Origin of the sequence: Actinomadura craniellae (assembly GCF_003289645.1) — a bacterium.
Taxonomy (GTDB): Bacteria; Actinomycetota; Actinomycetes; order Streptosporangiales; family Streptosporangiaceae; genus Actinomadura_D; species Actinomadura_D craniellae.
Genome location: NZ_QLYX01000005.1, coordinates 353451 through 373923, shown reverse-complemented (window position 1 = coordinate 373923; position 20473 = coordinate 353451). Strand labels below are relative to the sequence as shown.

Here is a 20473-nt window from a genome sequence, read left to right as displayed (position 1 = left end):
TCATGACCACCTTGCTCGACACCGATGGCACCGTGCCTCCTTCCCCGGGCGGCGCGGCGCCGCCCGACCCTTCCCGGTGATCAGCCGTTCGGGTAGTTCGGGTAGTTCTCGGCCAGGTGGTCCGGGAGGACCAGCCAGGGTTCACCGTCGATGATCCGGCCCTCGGGCTGGTGCACCTGGACCTCCCGCTCGGCGGCGAGGACGGCGGCCACCGAGTCGTACCCGGCCAGTTCCCCCAGCGTGACCAGGGTCGGCGGCAGCATGGCCAGTTCGCCGCGCCGGGCCCGCTCGACCGCGTCGGCCGGGCGCAGCCAGGCCACCCGGTCGGCCTCGGTACTCACGTCGCCCGTCTGCTGCCCCGCCGGGATGGCCGCGACGAAGAACCTGGTGTCGTAGCGCCTGGTCTCGGCGAGCGGGGTGATCCAGTGCGTCCAGGGGCGCAGCAGGTCGGCGCGCAGGACCAGTCCCCGGCGGCCGAGGAACTCGGCGAGCGACTGGGACCGGTCGAGCAGCGCCTTCCGGTCGGCCTCCCACTCCGGGCCGCGGGTGTCGTCCACCACCGAGTCGGCGGTCGGCCCGGCGAGCAGGACCAACGACTCCTCGAACGTCTCGCGGACGGCCGCGCACACCAGTTCCCGGGCCACCTTGTCGTCGGCGGCGAAGGCCCGGCCCCAGACCTCCGGGGCGGGGCCGGCCCAGCCGATCTCGGCGTCCCCATCGCGCGGGTCCACCGATCCGCCCGGAAACACGTACGCCCCCGGCGCGAAGGCCATCGAGGCCACCCGGCGCAGCATGTACGCCTGCAGCCCCTCGACCGGATGGTCGCGGAGCAGGACGACCGTCGCCGCGTCCCGGGCCACGGGCGGCTCGGCCCGACCGTCACGCAGCGCCTCGATCCGCTCCCGGAACTCCTCCGGCAGTTTCAGCCCCTGCACCATCACGCCCTACCTTCTTGATCGGGTCGAGCGAGCCATTCGTAGGGTCGGCTCACCCAGGGGTGCCGGGCATGGCCACCGCCCGCTCGATCTTCATGGCGGACAATTCGGACATAGGATCCCGGCCGCCGTCAAGCCCACCCGACCCACGCTCCGAAGCATCGGACAGGGCGGAGCAGGGAAAGCCGCGCGGGCCGCACACCCCGTACGGCCCGCACCGCTCACCCGATCGGCTCAGCCGAGCTCGACGATCAGCTCCACCTCGACCGGGGCGTCCAGCGGAAGGACCGCCACCCCGACGGCGCTGCGGACGTGCCGCCCCGCATCGCCGAAGATCTCGCCGAGCAGTTCGCTGGCGCCGTTGAGGACCTGCGGCTGGCCGGTGAAGTCGGGCGCGCTGGCCACGAAGCCCACCACCTTCACGACCCGGCTGATCGCCCCGAGATCACCGATCTCGGCCTTGATCGCCGCAAGCGCGTTCAGGGTGCAGATCCGGGCCAGCTCCTGGGCCTGCTCGACGCCCACCTCGGCACCGACCTTGCCGGTCGCCGGGAACCTGCCGTCGACGAACGGAACCTGCCCCGCGGTGTAGACGAGCGACCCGGTGCGCACCGCCGGAATGTACGCCCCGGCCGGCGCCGCCACGGGCGGCAGCTTCAGGCCGAGCTCCTCGATCCGCTGCTCGGGCCCGCTCACGCGATCTCACGCTTGAAATAGGCCACCAGGTTCTCCGGGTTCGGCCCGGGGATCACCGTGACGAGCTCCCACCCGTCCTGCCCCCAGTTATCGAGAATCTGCTTGGTCGCGTGCACCAGCAGCGGAACGGTCGCGTACTCCCACTTCTTCATGGCGCTCAGCCTAGAGCCGCCACGCCCCTCCCGCCCGCCCACCCACACCCTGTGGACAACCGACGAACCCGGGCCACGATCAGGCGATCTCGAACCAGGTGCAGAGGCGATCCGCACCGCCGCCGAACCAGCCGGCCGTGTTCCGGCGGCTCCGCCACGAGATCGAGAGCGGTGGCTGATCCCGCTACACGCCCGGCTTGGTGGTGGCCTCGATCGGGGACGGCTCGACCTCGCCGACCGGGGGGACGTCCTCGACCGACTCGATGGCGGGCGGCTCCTCGACCGGCTCCGGCTCGGCGGCGGCGGGGGCAGGGGCGGCCTCGCCGGCCATCTTGTCGAAGAAGCGCAGCATCTCCACCGGCAGCGGCATGATCAGCGTGCTGTTCTTCTCGGCCGCCACGTCCGTGACCGTCTGCAGCAGCCGGAGCTGGAGCGAGGCCGGGTCCTTCGACAGCTCGTGCGCGGCGGCGGCCAGCCGCTTGGACGCCTGGTACTCGCCGTCGGCGTGGATGATGCGGGCCCGCCGCTCGCGCTCGGCCTCGGCCTGCCGGGCCATCGAGCGCTTCATGCCTTCGGGCAGCGAGACATCCTTGATCTCGACCCGCTCGATCCGGACGCCCCAGGGGCCCTCGGTCATCTCGTCGATGATCTCGCGCAGCGCCTTGTTGATCGTGTCGCGCTCGCCGAGCAGTTGCTGCATGTCGGCCTTGCCGATCACCGACCGGAGGGAGGTCTGTGCGACCTGGGAGACCGCGTGGCCGTAGTTCTGCACGTTCACGATCGCCTTCACCGGGTCGATCACCCGGAAGTAGACGACGGCGTCGACGCGCACGCTCACGTTGTCCTGGGTGATGCCGTCCTGCCCGGGCACCCCCATCGCGACGACCTGCATGTTGACCTTCTGCATCCGGTCGACGATCGGGATGATCACCCGCAGCCCCGCCGTCCGCACCCGGTCGATGTGCACCCGGCCGAACCGGAACACCACGCCCTGCTCGAACTGCTGCACGACCCGGATGCCGGTGGACGCGGCCATCAGGAGAACGAAGATGAGTATTGCGAGAAGTACCACGGCTTCCATGACGGGCACCTTTCTGCCGGCCGGCAGGGACCCGTGCTCCTCGTCGGCCTGGCCGGGCGGACGGTTGCGCTCCCTTTGCAGACTAACCCCCGGAAGCCCGTCCGCAACCGGTGTCAGAAATCACTTACACAGGGGAGGGGTCGCCTCCGAGATCCCCCCCGAGCGGGCGATATTGTGAATCGGTGAGCGCAAGAGACACCGATTGGGACGGAGTACGCCTCCACGTCGTCACCGGCAAGGGCGGCACCGGCAAGACCACCGTCGCTGCGGCGCTCGCACTGGCCCTGGCGAGCGGCGGGCGCAAGGTCCTCCTCGCCGAGGTCGAGGGCCGGCAGGGCATCGCGCAACTCTTCGACTGCCCACCGCTGCCGTACGAGGAGCGCAAGGTCGCGGTCGCCCCCGGCGGCGGCGACGTGTACGCGCTCGCCATCGACACCGAGGCCGCACTCATCGAGTACCTCGAAATGTTCTACAACCTCAAGCGGGCCGGTAAGGCGATGACCAAGCTCGGCGTCGTCGACTTCGTCACCACCATCGCGCCCGGCCTGCGCGACGTCATCCTCACCGGCAAGACCAGCGAGGCCGTGCGCCGCCGGGAGAAGGACGGCTCGCGCCTCTACGACGCGGTGGTGATGGACGCCCCGCCCACAGGCCGCATCACCAAGTTCCTGAACGTCAACCACGAGGTGTCCGGGCTGGCCAAGATGGGGCCGATCCGCAACCACGCCGACACGGTGATGCGGGTGCTGCGCAGCCCCGAGACGGCCGTCCACTTCGTCACCCTGCTGGAGGAGATGCCCGTCCAGGAAACCCTGGACGGCATCCACGACCTGGACGAGGCCGACCTGCCCATCGGCGGCATCATGATCAACATGGAGCACCCGTCCGCGCTGGAACCGGACCATCTCGCCGCGGCGGGCGACGGCTCGCTCGACCTGGACGAGATCGTCCGCGGGATCAAGTCCGCCGGGCTGGAGCACGGCGCCGAGGACATCGCCCGCGCGCTGGCCGCCGAAGCCACCGAGCACGCCCGGCGCACCGCCATGCAGCGCCGCGAGAAGGAGCGGCTGGCCGAAAGCCCGCACCCGCGGTACACCCTGCCCCTGCTATCCGACGGCATAGACCTGGCCGGGCTCTACCGGCTGGCCGAAACCCTGCGCGACCAGGGCGCCGCCTGAGCCGAGGGAGTGAGGAAACATGCACAAGCCCCCGCCCGTCCTGGACGTCGACGCGCTCCTGGACGACCCGCGTACCCGCATCATCGTCTGCTGTGGCTCCGGCGGGGTGGGTAAGACCACCGTCGCCGCCGCGCTCGGGCTGCGTGCCGCCGAGCGGGGCCGCGACGTGGTCGTGCTGACCGTCGACCCGGCCCGCCGGCTCGCCCAGTCGATGGGGATCGGTGAGCTCGACAACAGCCCGCGCCGGATCGAGGGCGTCCAGGGCGACGGCGAGCTGTACGCGATGATGCTCGACATGAAGCGCACCTTCGACGAGATCGTCGAGGCGCACTCCGACCCCGACCGGGCCCGGCAGATCCTCGCCAACCCCTTCTACCAGTCGCTGTCGTCCAGCCTGTCGGGGACGCAGGAGTACATGGCGATGGAGAAGCTGGGCCAGCTCCACCGGTCGGGCGACTGGGACCTCATCGTCGTCGACACCCCGCCGTCCCGGAACGCGCTGGACTTCCTGGACGCCCCCGAGCGGATGGGCCGCTTCCTGGACGGCCGGCTGATGAAGCTGCTGGCCGCGCCCGCCAAGACGGGCGGCCGGCTCGGTGTGAAGGTGCTGACCGCCGGGTTCGGGGTGTTCACCGGCGCGCTCAACAAGGTGCTGGGCGTCCAGCTGCTCCGGGACGCGCAGACCTTCGTCGCCGCGTTCGAGACGATGTTCGGCGGGTTCCGCGAGCGCGCCGAGAAGACCTTCCAGTTGCTGCAGACCCCCGGCACCGCGTTCGTGGTCGTGGCCACGCCCGAGCCGGACGCCCTGCGGGAGGCGTCGTACTTCGTGGAACGGCTTGCCGAGGAGCGGATGCCGCTCGCCGGCCTGGTCGTCAACCGGGTGCACCGGGCGAGCGCCGCCGCCGTCGCGCCGTCCCTGTCGTCGGCGCGCAGCCAGGCCGCCGCCGAGACGCTGACCGAACGCGGCGAGCACCCGCTGACCGCGTCGCTGCTACGGCTGCACGCCGACCGGATGCAGCTCGCCGCCCGCGAGGAACGGCTCCGCGCGGGCTTCACCTCGGCGCATCCGAGCGTGCCCGTCACCGCCGTGCCCGCGCAGGCCGAAGACGTCCATGACCTGGACGGCCTGCACCTGGTCGGGGACGACCTCGCCGAGAACGCGGCCGTTCCCGCGGCCTGAACCGGGCGGAGCGCCCCGCCCGGCGGGCAGGGTGAGACGGCGATCGACGCCGCACGGGACGTGAGCCCGCGCGGCGGCAACACCTGGACGACGACCGCCCGGTACGGCCGTCATCGGCCGTACCGGGCTCGGTACATGTCGTTCAGCTCGCGACGAGCGCCTCGGCGTCGGCTTCGTCGTCGCTGGACCGCTCGTACTCCTCCTTGGCGGTCTCCAGCAGGTCGCGCCACGAGGACACGTCCGGCCGCCGCCGCAGCAGAGCCCGCCGCTCCCGCTCGGTCATCCCGCCCCACACGCCGAACTCGATCCGGTTGTCGAGAGCATCGGCGAGGCACTCGGTCCGGACGGGGCACCCCCGGCAGATGAGCTTCGCTCGGTTCTGCGCCGCACCCTGCACGAACAAAGCATCAGGATCCGCGTTACGGCAGGCGGCTCGGGCGGTCCAATCCGTGATCCACATCTTGGCCCCACTCCCCTAGGGTCTGTGTCGATTGCGCTGCTTGGCCAGACGGGCGCGGGCGTCAGGCCGCCATACAAAAGCCGTGGGGAAGAACTTACGGAAGCCTGGGACGTTTCAACAGTCCCTGATGGGCCCATTCTCGATATAGCCCGCCTGGGCCATGGCGCCGAAACGGACTAGTTACCGCCCGCTGACATGAACGAGACACCAGCGGCCGGACCGGGAACTCCCGGCCGTCCGGACCGGATCGCGCGAGGGGGCCGTACCCTATACGGGTGCGTGTACAGAGCAATGCCCCCGGCAAAACGTTGGTCACGTTGTTCCGCCTGGTCGGCGCGGGTGTCCTCGCCGGGGTCCTCGTCGCGCTCATCGCCCTGCCCAGCGTCGGCACCGCCGGGCTGACGGCCCGCGACGCGGCCGACAGCTTCCAGAATCTCGACGGCGAGCTGAACACCGACCCGCCGCCGGAAAAAACCGTCGTGTACGACTCCAAGGGCAAGACGGTCGCCACGTTCTTCGACAAGTACCGCGAGTCGGTGCGCCTTGATCAAGTCGCCCCGGTGATGAAACAGGCGATCATCGACATCGAGGACTCGCGTTTCTACCAGCACGGAGCGATGGACCTCAAAGGCACCATCCGCGCGCTGGCCACCAACGCGGAGGCCGGCGAGACCACCCAGGGCGGCTCCACCCTGACCCAGCAATACGTCAAGAACCTGCTCGTCGAGAACGCCAAGACCGACGAGGAGTACCGGGCCGTCACCGCCCCCACCATCAGCCGGAAACTGACCGAGCTGCGCTACGCCCTGGACATCGAAGAGAAGATGACCAAGGACGAGATCCTCCAGGGCTACATGAACATCGCCTACTTCGGCGCGGGCGCGTACGGGGTGCAGGCGGCGGCCAAGCGCTACTTCAGCGTGCCCGCCGCGAAGCTGTCGCTGGGGCAGGCGGCGCTGCTGGCCGGCATCACCAAGAACCCCAGCGCCTACGACCCCATCCGGTTCCCCAAGAACGCCCGCCAGCGCCGCGACATCGTGCTCCACCGGATGGCCGAGCTCGGGCACATCACCAAGGTCCAGGCGGACGCCGAGGCGGCCAAGCCGGTCAAGCTCAAGGAGACCCAGCCCAAGGGCGGCTGCGAGACCAGCCAGGCGCCGTTCTTCTGCGAGTACGTCAAGTACGAGATGTACAACATGCTCGGCGGCGGCAACTACTGGAAACTGAACGAGAAGCAGCGCACCGACGTCCGCAACCGGCTGAACCGCGGCGGCTACGTCATCCGCACCACCCTCGACATGAAGGCCCAGCGCGCCGCCGACCGCGCCCTCAAGAACTACCTCAACCCCGGCGACACCAAGGTCGCCGCGGAGGCGATGGTCGAACCGGGCACCGGCAAGATCCGCGCGATGGCCGCCAGCAAGCCGTTCGGCCCCGACAAGAAGACCGAGACGTCCATCAACCTGGTCGCCGACTGGAAGCACGGCGGCGGGTCGGGCTTCCAGGCCGGGTCGACGTTCAAGGCGTTCACCCTGGCCACCGCCCTCAAGGAGGGCATGTCGCCCAACACCGCCCTGAATGCGCCGGCCCCGTTCATGCCGAACTCGGGATACACCGACTGCAAGGGCCGGACCGTCAACTCCCCGGGCCACCAGGTCTTCAACGCCAGCGGTGAGGGCGACAAGGGCGGCCGGTACACCCTGCGCACCGGGACCTGGCAGTCCGCCAACACCTTCTTCATGGCACTGGAACGCGAGGTGGGGCTCTGCGACGTGACGAAGACCGCGGCGGCGCTCGGCATCACCCGGCGGTCCGGCGGTCCGGAGCTGGCCATCACGCCGACCTTCACCCTCGGCGTCAACGAGATGGACCCCGTGACGGTCGCCGCCGCGTACGCCGCCTTCGGGGCGCGCGGCAAGTACTGCAAGCCGATCGCCCTCACCGAGGTCACCGAGCCGTCCGGCAAGAAGCTGAAGGTACCGAGCGCCGACTGCAAGCAGGCGCTCGACGAGCAGACCGCCGACGGCGTCAACGGCATCCTGCAGGGCGTGTTCACCCGCGGCACCATGAAGGGCGTCGGCGGGATCGGCCGTCCCGCCGCGGGCAAGACCGGCACCACCGACGGCTCGGCGGCCGCCTGGTTCGCGGGCTACACCCCGGACCTGGCCGCGGCGGTCAGCCTCGGCGACCCGCGCGGCCCCAACGCGAGCAAGCTGACCGGGCAGGGCGCCTGCATGGGCGGCCGCTGCTACGGGACGGTCTACGGCGCCACCGTGCCGGGGCCGATCTGGAAGCAGTCGATGATGGGCGCGCTGGAGGGCAAGCCCGCCACCTCGTTCTCGGCGCCGCCCGACTACGGCGACGAGCCGGTCCCCGACGTCCGGGGCATGCCGGTGGACCAGGCGATGAACGAGCTGCGCTCGGCCGGTTTCAACCCGCAGCTCGGGGGGCTCGTCCGCTCCGACGAACCCCTCGGCCGGGTCGCCCGCACCTCTCCCGGCGGGGGTTCGGAGGCCGAACCCGGCACCACCGTGCGGGTCTTCGTCAGCCAGGCCCGGCGCGGCCGCGGCGGCGGCCAGATCCCCGGCCTGCCGCCCGGCTTCACGTTCCCGCCGGGACCCGGCGGCCGCGACTGAACGTGCAAGGGGGGCGCCGTCCGGCCGGACGGCGCCCCCCTTTCATGTCCTCGCAGGTCAGGCCCCGAGCCGCCGCTTGACCTCGGCGGCGAGCCGGCCGCCCTCGACCCGGTCACCGACCTTGGGCCGGACGACCTTCATGACCTGGCCCATGGCGCGCGGACCGGACGCGCCGGTCTCCGCGATCGCGGCCTGCACGATCTCGCCGAGTTCCGCGTCGGAGAGCTGCGCCGGAAGGTACTCGGCCAGCACCGCGCCCTCGACCCGCTCGGCCTCGGCCTGCTCGGCGCGGCCGGCCTGGGCGAACGCCTCGGCGGCCTCGCGGCGCTTCTTGGCCTCGCGTCCCACGACCTTGAGGACCTCGTCGTCGGACAGCTCGCGCGACTGCTTGCCCGCCACCTCCTCGTTGGTGACGGCGGTCAGGGTCATGCGCAGGGTGCGGGTGCGCACTTCGTCGCGCGCCTTCATCGCGGCCGACAGGTCGGCCCGCAGCTTCTCCTTGAGCGAACTCATGGACCCCATCATGCCCTCCCGCCGCGGGGCGTCTCATCAGGATTACCCGTGCATCCGGCCATGGGCGAAATGCGTTTTCTCTTGCGCGAACGTTCGGCAGATGTGCGTATGTCTGACAGCATGGTGGCGTGCGAAAGAGATACGCCGTACCACTGGGCCTGATCGGCACCGGCGCCGCCGGTCTCGGTTACGCCTCCCTGATCGAGCGCAACTGGTTCCGGTTGCGCCGCTTCGAGGTGCCGGTACTGGCGCCGGGGACGCCCTCGGTCAAGGTGCTGCACATCTCCGACACCCACCTCACCCCCGGCCGCCGGCGGATGCTCTCCTGGCTGCGCTCGCTGCACCGGCTGGAGCCCGACCTGGTCATCAACACCGGCGACACCATCTCGCACCCCGACGCCATCGGCCCGTTCCTCGACGCGCTCGGCCCGCTGCTCGAACTCCCCGGCGCGTTCGTGTACGGCTCCAACGACCTCTACTCCCCGGTCTTCAAGAACCCCACCCGGTACCTGTGGCGGACCAGCCAGGCCGACTACGCCAAACGGCGGCGCGTCCCCGACCTCCCCTACCGTGAGCTGGGGTCCTCGCTGGCCGCGGCGGGCTGGCTCGACCTCAACAACCGGATCGGCCGGCTCAAGGTCGGCGAACTCGACGTGGAGTTCGGCGGCATCGACGACTCCCACATCAACCGCGACCGCTACGACCGGATCGCCGGCCCCGTCGACCCCCGGGCCGACGTCCACCTCGGCGTGATGCACTCGCCCGAACCGCGCAACCTCGACCGGTTCGCCGCCGACGGCTACGACCTGCTGCTCGCCGGGCACACCCACGGCGGCCAGGTCTGCATGCCGCTGTACGGGGCGCTGGTCACCAACTGCGGCATCGACCGCCCCCGCGTCAAGGGCCTGCACCGGCACGACGACGCCTGGCTGCACGTCTCGGCCGGTCTCGGCACCTCGCCCACCGCCCCCGTCCGCTTCTGCTGCCCGCCCGAAGCCTCCCTCCTCACCCTCGTCCCCCGCACATAGCCGCCCACCCCCGGATAATGGGAACGCAGCACGCCTTGGGATCCGCTAGACTTGCCGAGGCGCCGGGAGATCGTACGCCTCCCAGCGCGCCACCAACCGGGGTGTAGCGCAGCTTGGCAGCGCGCTTCGTTCGGGACGAAGAGGTCGTGGGTTCAAATCCCGCCACCCCGACAGGTTGATGCAAGTCAGAGGCCGGTTCTTGGCAACAGGAACCGGCCTTTTGATCGTTTGACGGCTGTTCGACCGCGAAGGGGGTGATCGAGATGCTCGAGCCGAGCACTGTGCTCGAAGATCCTCACTACTCGCTGCCGCTGTACCAGAAGACCCAAGCAGCGCGGATCATCAATGTGGCGCCGCAGACCTTCCGCAACTGGGCGGTCGGCCGCACCTACAAGCGGCTCGGCGGTGAGGTGGCGACATCAGCACCGATCGTCACCACCATCGAGTCGTCCAGCGCCCGGCATCCGAGCGTTCCGTTCGTCGGGCTCGCCGAGGCGTACATCGTGGCCGCGTTCACTAAAGCCGGACTGCCCATGCAACGCATCCGGCCCGCCGTGCTGTGGTTGCAGGAGCACATCGGCCTGGCGCAGGCGCTGGCCAGCGAAAGACTCCAGACCGACGGTGCAGAGGTGCTGTGGGACTTCGCCAAGCAGTCGAACGACCCAGCCGACCAGAAGGTCGAGGACCTGGTCGTCATCCGCAGCGGCCAGCAGGTCTTCCGCCCTGTCGTCCGCGACTACCTCACCCGGGTCACCTATGAGAACGGATGGACCCGCTCGATCCGGCTCCCCCAGTTCGAGGGCGTCGATGTGGTCGTCGATCCCTGGCTGAACGGCGGCCAGCCCACTGTGGCCGACCGCGGCATCAGAGTCATGGACATCGTGAGCCGCTTGCAGGCCGAGGAGCCGGCGAAGGACGTCGCGTACGACTACGACCTGACCGTGGGAGAAGTCGAAGCGATCTGCAAGGCGGCCTGAAACATGAGCACAACAGCCGCCGGGTCAGGGCTCCGGTTCTTCCTCGACCGGGGCCTGGGTTCCAAGATCGTCCCTGAGACCTTACGAGCAGCCGGTTGGTCGCTGGAGACCATGGACGAGCGGTACGGCAAAGCCGGATCGCAGAAGATCCAGGACACCCAGTGGATCGAAGAAGCCGCCCTGGCCGGCGACGTCCTGCTGTGCAAGGACCTGGCCATCGCTCACAATCCACTCGAGGCCCAGGTCGTCTACATGTCCGGCGCCCAGGTCTTCGGCCTGTCCAGCGCCACTCTCACCGGGCGGGACATGGCACAGTGGTACCTCGAAAACGAAGCACGGATCGTAGCGGCTGCTCTACGGGCGGACGGCCCCTACTTCATGGCCGTGAACCCCTCGTACGGTCTACGGCGCATCAAGCTGGCCTACCCTCCCGGCTGACCTCTCTGACCGGAGGCACCGGGCAGGGCGGGGACATCTACCTGGAGTCCGAAAGCGACGTCGCTCGTCGTAGGGTGGTCTTCGACGAACTATCAGAAATGGCCATGTCTCCAGACGAGTCACAGGCACGCATCGAACGTGCCGCAAGGGAGATCACGGATGGGTGAGGATCCCCGCCACCTCGCGTGGCGTCGCTCCTCTTACAGCACCAGCGGCGAGAACTGCGTAGAAGTCGCTGCTGTGATCCCTGATGATTACGCGGCCGTACGGGACTCCAAGGATCCGGAAGGCCCACGCCTTGTCCTCGAGGGTCGTGCTTGGCGGAGGCTCGGGCATCGGATCAAGGCCGGCGCTTTCGACCTGGGCATCGAGCATGGCTAGGACGGAACCAGCCGTCGCAGGTCCTCGTCGATCAGCGATTCTCCGCTGATCAGGCCGTCGATGACCTCCATGACGTCGCGCAGGCCGCTTGCGACGTAGATGCCCGGCCGGCCGACGAGTTCCTTGGCCCACAGGTTCTTGTTGACGACCAGGTCGGTCAAAATGACCGGGCGTCCGTGTTCGACTGCCATCCGGGCCTGGGCGCGGGCGCCGCTGTGCTCCCCCGCTTCCACGACCACCGTCGCCAGCCCGTAGCCGGACATGGTGGCGTTCCGCATCAGGAAGGTGTGCTTCTGGGCAGGGGCATCGGGCCAGAACTGGGAGAGCAGCAGGCCGCCAGTTCGCGGTTGGCGGCGGGGTAGGCCTTGTTGATGCCCGTCCCGATGATGGCCACCGTCCGCCCGCCTGCTTCCAGTGCCGCCCGGTGGGCGGCCGTATCGATGCCGAGGGCGAGACCCACCACCACCGTCACGTCTCGGGCCACCAGTTCGCCGGCGATGTTGGCGGCGATTTCCAGTCCACGCTCGGAAGCCTTGCGGGAGCCGACCACGGAAACAGCTCGGTCCTGTGGCAGCACCGAGCCCCGTGTGAAGAGGACGGGCGGCGCCTGATGAACTCCCCGTAGCCGCGCGGGGTAGGCACCGTCGAGAACGGTGAGCATCGTGTGCCCCTGAGCGGCCCAGGTCTCGATGTCCTGGACGGCCGCGCCCATCGGGTCGAGTTCCCCGGGGAGGCTTGGCAGCGTGGGGGGCACCAGGCGATGCCACACCTCGAGAGCGCTGCCGGCCTCGACGACCCCAGCAGTGATCTCGCCCCAGCGCACGCTCTGAGGTCGAACCTGGAGGAGCGCCACGAGCGCGGCTCGCTCCTCGAGTCTGACCATGTCCATGGCGTCAGAGTACGAGGGTGATCTCTGCATATCCACACCCCTCCCCGATTCGAACTCCAGTTCGAGTATGCCAGGGGTCAATGACAGCGTTCAGCGGTTGGACGATTGTCGCAACCGGCTCTCCCGGAAGCCCACGGGTCGGTGGTCAGTCCTTGAAGTAGACCCACTGGTGGGTGGTTGCGAGCAGGGTGCCGTCGCGGCCCCACAGCTGGGCGGTCTGGTCGAAGTAGCCGCGTGAGAGGCGGTGGGCGCGCGCGGTGCCCAGGATGTGGCCGTCGCCCTGGGCCGCGATCTCCGCGGCGTCGGCGTGGAAGTACACGGTGAGGGAGACGGTGCCGGCCGGCACGTACCGGCCGCGCCGCAGGAACACCCGCGGGTAGAACACGTCGCACAGCGAGGTCAGCGCCGGGAAGTCGAGGGGGCGGGACGGGGTGTCGCGCACCCACAGGGTCGTGGTCGAGTCCGGGTGTTCGCCGGCGTCCTGGGCCGGTATGCCGCCCTCGACGAACCTCATCTCGTAGTTGTGGGACCACGCGATGAAGTCCGAGAGGCCCCGTGCGGGGACGGCGTCCGGCGATGGTACCGACGGCATGTCGGGTTCGGTGTCCGACCAGGTGTCCCGGCGGGTGCCGAACACCGCGGTGGCGGTGGTCGCGACGACACCGTCCTGCTCCAGTTCGAGCAGCCAGTGCTGGTTGGTGCGGTTGGTGCGCACGGCCCGCGCGGTGATGTCGAAGTCCCCGTCGGCGATGGGGGCCGTGTAGTTGACGGTGAGGGAGAGCGGGTCGCCGAGCCGGTCGGGGTGCTGCTGGACGGCCTGCACGAGGGTGGCGGCGGTGACGCCGCCGAAGGGGCCGACCATGTTCGCGTATTCCGGCCGGGTCCGGCCCCGCAGGGCGCCGCCGGCCGCGGGAGTGAGCGTGATGGCCGCGTCGAACGGGTGCGGCGGGGCTTCGATCTCGGTCACGCTGACTCCCTCGGAGCGGAACGGTGCACACCGGATTATGTATGACAACCTACATAGAACCGGTGGTGAGAGGGCGCAACGGCACGGCGGCCGCACCCGGACGGGGTCTGCCGCCGGCCGGTCAGTGGCCGTTGCGCATCTCCGTGGTGAACAGGGAGACGGCCTCCAGGAAGACTTCGTAGACCTCGTCGCTGCGGGCCGAGGCCGAGTCGTACACCGGGGGCAGGTCCTCGTGGAACAGGTCGTAGGAGCGGTGGTGGAGTCGCATGCCGTAGTCGGCGGGCCGGTCGAACATGGCCGTTCCGGGATAGGGCACGAAGACGGAGACGTAGCTGGCCGTCAGCAGCCCCCGTGCCAGCAGGGAGCAGGCCCTGTCCACAGTGCGTCGCATGTCGTCGACGCTCTCGTTGGGGAGCCCCATGATGAGGAACGTGCAGGTGCCGATGCCCGCGGTGACGAGGCGGTCGAGTGTCCGTTCGAGCGACGCGGTGTCGGTGTGCTGCTTGAAGAGGTCCTGGCTGCGCGTGTTCAGCGATTCGAGCCCGATTTCGATCCACCGGCAGCCTCCGGCGTGCAGCATCGCGGGCAACTCCGGGTTGCGCAGGCAGTTCAGCCGGGTCTGGGCATCGAACTCGATCCCGCCCTCGGCGGCCAGGACGGAGCAGATCTCCCTGGTCCGGTCGAGGTTGAGCGTGAAGGTCTCGTCGCCGAAGTAGACGTGGTGGTGGTCCCCGTAGTGGGTTCGGTAGGCCGCGATCTCGTCCAGCACGCGCTGCGGGGGAAAATAGCCCGGGGAGCGGCCTATGGTCTGGATCGTGCAGAACTCGCAGGTGAACGGGCAGCCCAGCGCGTAGTTCTGCCGGATGTACCGGATGTCCTGCCCGCTCGAGCTGTCGAAGAGGTCCACCCTCGGAAAGGGGATGCGGCCGGGAGGCACGTCCGCGTAGGTGCCCTCGACCCGCCGGACACGGCCTTGCCAGGTTCCCGTGACTCCACGGATCCGGCTTGTCTCACCACCCGAGGCTATGGCGTCCATCAGTAGCGGCAGGGCGATCTCCGCGCGCCCCCTGAGCACGTAGTCGACATGTGGCGACGATGCGACCTCCTCGTCCAGCGGGGTGGCGGCCACCCCGCCGAACACCACCACGGCACGCGGATGCTCACTCTTGATCAGTTGCGCGATTCGCAGTGCCTGCGGCAGGTTCACGGCCATCGGAGAGAGCAGGTAGACATCTCCCGGCGCATCTCTGATGGCCCGGGCCGCGAGATCCTCATCGACGCCGTTCAGGACCGGGCAGAGCGTGTAGAGCTCCAGAGCCTGCAGGGAGGAATATCCGGCGTTCTCCAGGACACCGGCCAGCCAGAGAATCCAGTGCGGCAGTTCCCACAGGGTCTTGCGGAGCGGACGGAACCCGGGATGAGCCTTCATGTACCGGTCGTCGAAGGCCTTCCAGTACTCACCTCTTCCCGGCACCATTCGGTGCGGCACCGGCGCGTGGACGAAGACGATGTGCACAATTTCCCCACGAGGTTCGAGCAGAACACGATGTCACGGTAAATCACTCAAGGGTTTCCCCGGGAATGCGCGCGATGCAGGTCAACGGATTGTCTTCCGGCAGGCCGTAACCTTCCTGGTGCAATGCCCGCAGCAGGAGCCGCAGTTCCGTACGGTCCGGCGAACCTCCACTTCCGGTGGGCGCCCACATCAGCACCATGGGCAGCTCACCGGCGCACTGCTGGTCGGGGATCAGGTAATCGAGCACGGGAAGCACCCGGGCCCCGCGACGCCGGTAAAAGACCAGGCGGCGCCGCCGGAGGGCGACGGTGTCCACGGCTATGCCCGGCTCATCCGGGTCCTCCACCTCCAGGACGACCCCTCGCACCGTCGGCGTGGATTCGGCCGTCCGCCGGACGTGGGACCAGAGCGTTCCGCCGAGGCTGGTGCCTCGACGCCGGCGGTGGACCGCCAGGTACTCGAGCAGGACCGCCGGGTATCCGTGCAGCCGCAGCGTGGAGGCGAAGGCGCTGACCTCATCGCCCTGGAGCAGTGCCGTGAGGCTCCGGGAGGCGTCCTTCGTCCCGCCGACCAGCGAGTCGAAGGAAAGGCGTTCGCTTGTCGGGAACGCCTCTTCGTAGATCTCCCTGAGGCCCGTGATGCCTTGCGGGGAAAGTTCGCAGAACTGGAGCAGTCTCATCGTGCCTGCACTGATCCGCCCAAGGGGCCGGCCGGAGATGGTGTCGATGGAGCGCGTGTCCTGGCAGAGAGTCTAAGCCGGGAGGGCTAGCCGGGCATCCATGTGAACAAGTAAATCCCGCCGAGGCCGACCAGGCAGAGGGCGTCCCCGCCGGGAAGCCAGCGGCAGTCGTGCAGGGACTGCTCCACGCGCATCATCGTGACGCAGGCCCGGCGTCCGACGTCCCAGACGCAGATGGCGCCGTTGGTGTCGGCCGTCGCCAACCAACGCCCGTCCGGCGACACCGCGCACGCACGGACCCCCGCGTCATGACCGGGCAGGACCGTGGGGGCATCCCAGGTGGCGGTGTCCCACAGATGGATACTCCCCTCAGCATCAGCGGTGGCCAGCCACGCCCCGCCAGGATCCACCGCACACGACCACACCGCCGCCGGATGCGACACCGGCCGAGCAAGAACCGCACCCGTGGACACATCCCACACCCGCACCGCACCACCAGTGTCGGCCGTCGCCAGCCAGCGCCCGTCCGGCGACGCCACGCACGCACGGACCCCCGCGTCATGACCGGGCAGGACCGTGGGGGCATCCCAGGTGGCGGTGTCCCACAGATGGATACTCCCCTCAGCATCAGCGGTGGCCAGCCACGCCCCGCCAGGATCCACCGCACACGACCACACCGCCGCCGGATGCGACACCGGCCGAGCAAGAACCGCACCCGTGGACACATCCCACACCCGCACCGCACCACCAGTGTCGGCCGTCGCCAGCCAGCGCCCGTCCGGCGACGCCACGCACGCACGGACCCCCGCATCATGACCGGGCAGGGAGAGGCGCAGTTCGCCGTCCCCGGCGTTCCAGATGTCGACGGGCCCGCTGGCGTCGGGAGAGAGCCCCGCGGTCGCGATCCACGTTCCGTCCGGTCCGGCCGCGCAGGCCCAGACGGCGCTGGTGTTGCCTTCCAGGGTCGATTTCATCCGCCAGTTGCCGCTGTCCCAGATGCGGATGCCGCCGCCGGCGTCGGCGCTGGCCAGCCAGCCGTGCCGGGGGCTGAAGTCGCAGGCCCAGACGGCGGAGCCGTGCCCTTCCAGGACGGTGACGCCGGTGCCGCCGTCGACCTCCCAGATGCGCAGCGTCTGGTCCTCACTCGCGGTCGCTATGTGGGCGCCGTCGCTGCTCACCGCGCACCACCAGGCGCCGGCGGTGTGGCCGTCGAGCAGCCGCCGCAGGGCCCCGGTGGAGGTGTCCCAGATACGGCCCATGCCCAGCGCGTCCACGGTCACGATCCATCGGCCGTCGGGAGCGATGGCGCACATCCACACCCCCGCGGAGTGGTCGAGGACCAGGATCTGCTCCCGGGTGGCGACGTCCCACACCCGGGCCGTCTGGTCTTCGCTCACCGTCACCATCCAGGTGCCGTCGGGGGCGATGGCGCAGGCCCAGATACCGGCGTCGTGGCCGGTCAGCTCCCCCGTGGTCTCCCACGTCTCCGTGTTCCAGAGCTTGATGGTGCCCTCGGCGTCGGTGCTCACCAGCCAGGTGCCGTCGGGGCTGATCGCGCAGTTCCAGCAGGCCGCCGGGTGCCCCTCCAGCACCCGCAGCGTCCGGCCGGTGGCCACGTCCCAGATGCGCACGGTCCGGTCTTCGCTCGCGCTGGCCAGCCAGGTGCCGTCCGGGCTGAAGGGGCAGGCCCACACCCCGGCGTTGTGGCCCTGGAGCAGCCGGCGCACGTTTTCGTTGCGTACGTCCCAGATCCGGACCTCTCCGGCGGCGTCGCCGGTGGCCAGCCGCCGGCCGTCGGGGCTGGCGGCGCAGGCCTGCACCCCCGGGGTCCGGGACTCCGGGGCGGTACTCGTGCGCAGCGCCGCCACGTCCCAGACCCGGATGGTGCCCACCGCGTCGGCGGTGGCCAGCAGGCGCCCGTCGGGGCTGACCGCGCACGCCCACTCCCCGGAACTGCGGCCTTCGACGACCGCCATGACCTCCCACCCGTCGGTCTTCCACAGCCGGACGACCCCGCCGGAGTCGACGCTGGCCAGCCAGGCGCCCGCCGGGTCGATGACGCAACCGCGCACGCCCGCCGAGTGCCCCTCCAGGACGGCGTGCACGGAGCCGTCCAGCGGGTTCCACACGCGGATGGTCCCGGCGTTGTCCGCGGTGGCCAGCCGGCTGCCGTCGGGGCTGGCGGCGCTGGCCCAGACGGTGGAGGTGTGGCCGTGCAGGGTGCGGACCTTCCGCCAGGTGGCCGTGTCCCAGACCAGGACCGTCCCGCCGGCGTCGGTGCTGGCCAGCCAGGTGCCGTCGGGGCTGGCCACGCAGGAGTGGATCGCGGACTGGTGGCCGTCCAGGACGGTGATGGTGGTGTGCCCGGCCATGTCCCACACCCGGATCGTCCCGTTGGCGTCCCCGCTGGCCAGCCAGCTCCCGTCCGGGCCGGCCACACACGTCCACACCGCCGCGGTGTGGCCGTGCAGGACGGCCTGGGTCCGGGCTTCGTGCACGTCCCAGACGCGGATGGTGCGGTCCTCGCTGGCGGTGGCCAGCCAGCCGCCGTGCGGGTCTGCGGCGCACGAGCGGACCCCGGCCTCGTGCCCTTCGAGGACGGCCCGGGGTTCCCCGGTCTCGACGTTCCACAACCACACGGTGCAGAGCACGTCGGCGCAGGCCAGCCACGCGCCGTCGGCGCTGAAAGTGCAGCCCCAGATCCCCCCGGGCCGGCTTTGCATGACACGTCGCAACGCGGGGTCGGGCACATCGGGCAACGGCCATCGGTTGACCAGGCGCGAGTCGGTCAGCGAGCGGGTGAACTTCCTGATCGAGGGAGCCAGCACCGGGCTGCTCTCGAGCCGGCTGATCAGGATGCCGGCGAGCGCATGGGGAGGGTCCGTCGGTGTGAGCAGATGCGCGGCTCTGCCGATGTGCCGGTGCAGGTCCGCGGCGACGGGGTCGTTGACGAGGGCGAGATCGGCCTCGACCGCGACAGGCCCCTGGACTTCCAGTTTCGCCACGATGAAGCGCAGGTCACAGACCGTGCGCGCCAGTTCCTCGTCCAGGCCGGCTTCGAACATGTGGTAGGCGGCGTACCGCCACATGTACTCGGCTTCGGCGGGGAGCAGCCACCACGGGGGCTCGCCGTCGGCGTGGGCGGGCAGCAGCGTGCTGCGGGCGACGTCCAGCAGGGAGGCGTTCATCTCCTGGAGGCCCTGTGGCGAGGCGCGTTCACGCAGGTAGGAGCGGATGACGTCGTGAAGTTGTATCACCAGCGGATCGTTGTCGTCGGCCAGGACCAGGGACAGGTCGACGAGCTGGGCGCAGAACTCGTCGACCTCTTCCCGCTCCACTCCCCACAGGTGCTTCCACCACATCTGCAGCACGGCCAGCGGGATGTCGACGTCCTCGGGGAAGACGGCCAGGCACATGTACCGGCTGAGCTCGTCCTCGGCCAGCGCGCCCACGCTGACTTCGACCGTGGCGGCGACCGCCTGGTCCCGCTCCTCCGGGTGCCGGACGTCCAGGGCGGTCGGGCCAGCCCGGTCCAGGTAGGCCTCGATGGCCTCGGCCGCCTGGACGACCGAGGCTCCCCGCCGTACTCGCCGCCGCAGCGAGCGGTTGACCAGGGTGAGCAGGACGGGCCACCGCCCGGTGAGGCGGGCCAGCCGCTCGGCCTGGGCGGCCGGCAGGTTTCCCAGGCCGACGGTCAGCAGGGTGCGGGCCTCCTGCCGTTCCATGGCGTCCACGGTGATGGGAATGGCGTCGTCCGGCAGCACGCTGTGCACCCGGGTGGTGAAGAGCCGGGCACAGTTCGGCCCGCCTTGCAAAAAGGGGCGCAGCTGGTACCGGTGCCAGACGTCGTCGACGACTATCAGGCGTTTCTGCTCGCCGAGCAGTTCGCCCAGGTGGAAGCCCGCCTGCTCCGGGCTGGACAGCGTGGGGCGGCGGCCGGAAAGCGCTTCGCTCAGGTCGTTCACCCGGGAGGCCAGTTCCGCTCCGTTGACCCACTGGCCGACCGTGACCCACAGGATCCCGCCGGGGAACGCCTCCTGCACTCCCGGTTCCCGGCAGATCTCCGCGGCGAGTGTCGTCTTGCCGAATCCGCCGGCGCCGCGCAGTGCCGTGGTCACCCCGACGACGACTCCCTTGTCGGAGATGAGGGTGTCGATGGTCTCGTTGAGGATGGCGGGCCGGGGGATGACCGTGCTCGTTCTCGCCGGGATCATCCATGGGCTGCTGGATTCGGTCGGCCGGTCGGGCTCGGGGCGCCGCTCCAGGTCGTGCAGTGCGTGCAGGACCAGGAGTTCGAGTTGCTCGGGAGTCCGGAATTTCGCGGTGATCAGGCCGCTCGCGCGTACCCGGCCGCGAAAGAGCCGTTGCCGTTCACGGTCGGTTTCGTCGGTTGCGCCGCCGAGTTCGACGGTTTCGTCCAGCAGGAAGATCAGGCGTGGGATCTGTACCTCGCCGGCGGTCTCGAACTCGAGTTCCGTGTAAGAGACTTCCGGACGCTCGCGGACGGGGGAGCCATAGCGCATCCCCAGCAGCCCCACGTAGACGTCGCTGCTCCGGACCTGCTCCTGGCAGTACTCCGCGGGAGAGGTTTCCGTGGCGGGGAAGTAGGCCATGTTCACCACGGCGTCTCCGGCCCTGATGACCGCGTCCGTGGCGGCGGCCACGAAGCTCCGCTCCGCCGGAAACCGCGACATTTCACTGGTGTGGCTAATGAAAATGCGTCGTGCGGGCGAACCCATCCCAGGAGGGTATCCAGCCCTGCCCCGC

At 69.9% G+C, this 20473-nt stretch carries 17 protein-coding genes, 1 tRNA gene and 1 pseudogene; 8 read left to right on the top strand and 11 right to left on the bottom strand.

What is annotated here, in order from left to right; translation table 11 throughout:
• Positions 1-80: 80 nt before the first annotated feature.
• From DPM19_RS14010 to DPM19_RS14000, 4 genes are all read right to left on the bottom strand, one after another.
• Positions 81-938: an NUDIX hydrolase gene (locus tag DPM19_RS14010; protein ID WP_233510130.1), complete on the bottom strand. Its 858-nt coding sequence runs from the start codon at positions 936-938 to the stop codon at positions 81-83.
• Between the two features lie 231 nt (positions 939-1169).
• Positions 1170-1631 (bottom strand): RidA family protein, encoded by a 462-nt coding sequence (locus DPM19_RS14005; protein ID WP_111867224.1) that lies wholly within the window; start codon positions 1629-1631, stop codon positions 1170-1172.
• Positions 1628-1783, bottom strand: coding sequence for a DUF4177 domain-containing protein (locus DPM19_RS34840; RefSeq protein WP_146778861.1), 156 nt, complete (start codon positions 1781-1783; stop codon positions 1628-1630). The genes DPM19_RS14005 and DPM19_RS34840 overlap by 4 nt, the downstream gene beginning before the upstream one ends.
• 184 nt (positions 1784-1967) lie before the next feature.
• Complete coding sequence (locus tag DPM19_RS14000; protein ID WP_111867221.1) at positions 1968-2864, bottom strand: SPFH domain-containing protein; 897 nt, start codon at positions 2862-2864, stop codon at positions 1968-1970.
• Positions 2865-3046: 182 nt separating this feature from the next.
• On the opposite strand from DPM19_RS14000, the gene DPM19_RS13995 reads away from it, so the two are divergent.
• Entirely contained in the window at positions 3047-4042 is a 996-nt protein-coding gene (locus DPM19_RS13995; protein WP_111867218.1) for an ArsA-related P-loop ATPase, read from the top strand.
• Positions 4043-4061: 19 nt separating this feature from the next.
• Positions 4062-5222: an ArsA family ATPase gene (locus tag DPM19_RS13990; protein WP_111867216.1), complete on the top strand. Its 1161-nt coding sequence runs from the start codon at positions 4062-4064 to the stop codon at positions 5220-5222.
• 142 nt (positions 5223-5364) lie between these two features.
• Here DPM19_RS13990 and DPM19_RS13985 read toward each other — a convergent pair whose 3' ends face one another.
• Complete coding sequence (locus DPM19_RS13985; RefSeq protein ID WP_111867214.1) at positions 5365-5682, bottom strand: WhiB family transcriptional regulator; 318 nt, start codon at positions 5680-5682, stop codon at positions 5365-5367.
• Positions 5683-5957: 275 nt separating this feature from the next.
• Between DPM19_RS13985 and DPM19_RS13980 the strand changes: the two genes are divergently transcribed.
• The gene (locus tag DPM19_RS13980) at positions 5958-8318 is read left to right on the top strand and encodes a penicillin-binding protein (protein ID WP_111867211.1); all 2361 of its coding nucleotides are present in this window, start codon (positions 5958-5960) and stop codon (positions 8316-8318) included.
• A gap of 57 nt (positions 8319-8375) precedes the next feature.
• Here DPM19_RS13980 and DPM19_RS13975 read toward each other — a convergent pair whose 3' ends face one another.
• Positions 8376-8831, bottom strand: a complete 456-nt coding sequence (locus DPM19_RS13975) for a GatB/YqeY domain-containing protein (RefSeq protein WP_111867208.1) — start codon at positions 8829-8831, stop codon at positions 8376-8378.
• A gap of 128 nt (positions 8832-8959) precedes the next feature.
• Between DPM19_RS13975 and DPM19_RS13970 the strand changes: the two genes are divergently transcribed.
• The 5 genes from DPM19_RS13970 (at position 8960) to DPM19_RS13950 (ending at position 11655) form a co-directional block, all read left to right on the top strand.
• Entirely contained in the window at positions 8960-9859 is a 900-nt protein-coding gene (locus tag DPM19_RS13970; RefSeq protein WP_111867206.1) for a metallophosphoesterase, read from the top strand.
• Between the two features lie 97 nt (positions 9860-9956).
• A tRNA-Pro gene (locus DPM19_RS13965) sits at positions 9957-10030 on the top strand.
• A gap of 92 nt (positions 10031-10122) precedes the next feature.
• Positions 10123-10836, top strand: a complete 714-nt coding sequence (locus tag DPM19_RS13960) for a DUF433 domain-containing protein (RefSeq protein WP_146778860.1) — start codon at positions 10123-10125, stop codon at positions 10834-10836.
• A gap of 3 nt (positions 10837-10839) precedes the next feature.
• Entirely contained in the window at positions 10840-11274 is a 435-nt protein-coding gene (locus DPM19_RS13955) for a PIN-like domain-containing protein (RefSeq protein WP_146778859.1), read from the top strand.
• Between the two features lie 159 nt (positions 11275-11433).
• Complete coding sequence (locus tag DPM19_RS13950; RefSeq protein WP_111867198.1) at positions 11434-11655, top strand: DUF397 domain-containing protein; 222 nt, start codon at positions 11434-11436, stop codon at positions 11653-11655.
• Here DPM19_RS13950 and DPM19_RS13945 read toward each other — a convergent pair.
• The 5 genes and pseudogenes from DPM19_RS13945 to DPM19_RS13925 form a co-directional block, all read right to left on the bottom strand.
• Positions 11652-12316: pseudogene (locus tag DPM19_RS13945) on the bottom strand (DNA-processing protein DprA). The gene DPM19_RS13950 and the pseudogene DPM19_RS13945 overlap by 4 nt on opposite strands.
• 373 nt (positions 12317-12689) lie before the next feature.
• On the bottom strand, positions 12690-13511 hold the full coding sequence (locus tag DPM19_RS13940) for an acyl-CoA thioesterase (protein ID WP_111867196.1): 822 nt from the start codon (positions 13509-13511) through the stop codon (positions 12690-12692).
• A 121-nt stretch (positions 13512-13632) separates the two neighbouring features.
• Positions 13633-14940, bottom strand: a complete 1308-nt coding sequence (locus DPM19_RS13935; protein ID WP_158566786.1) for a B12-binding domain-containing radical SAM protein — start codon at positions 14938-14940, stop codon at positions 13633-13635.
• A 130-nt stretch (positions 14941-15070) separates the two neighbouring features.
• A complete protein-coding gene (locus DPM19_RS13930) occupies positions 15071-15706 on the bottom strand; it encodes a GNAT family N-acetyltransferase (protein ID WP_111867191.1) in 636 nt (211 codons plus the stop codon).
• Positions 15707-15792: 86 nt separating this feature from the next.
• Positions 15793-20445, bottom strand: a complete 4653-nt coding sequence (locus tag DPM19_RS13925) for a DUF4062 domain-containing protein (RefSeq protein WP_111867189.1) — start codon at positions 20443-20445, stop codon at positions 15793-15795.
• Positions 20446-20473: the final 28 nt, after the last annotated feature.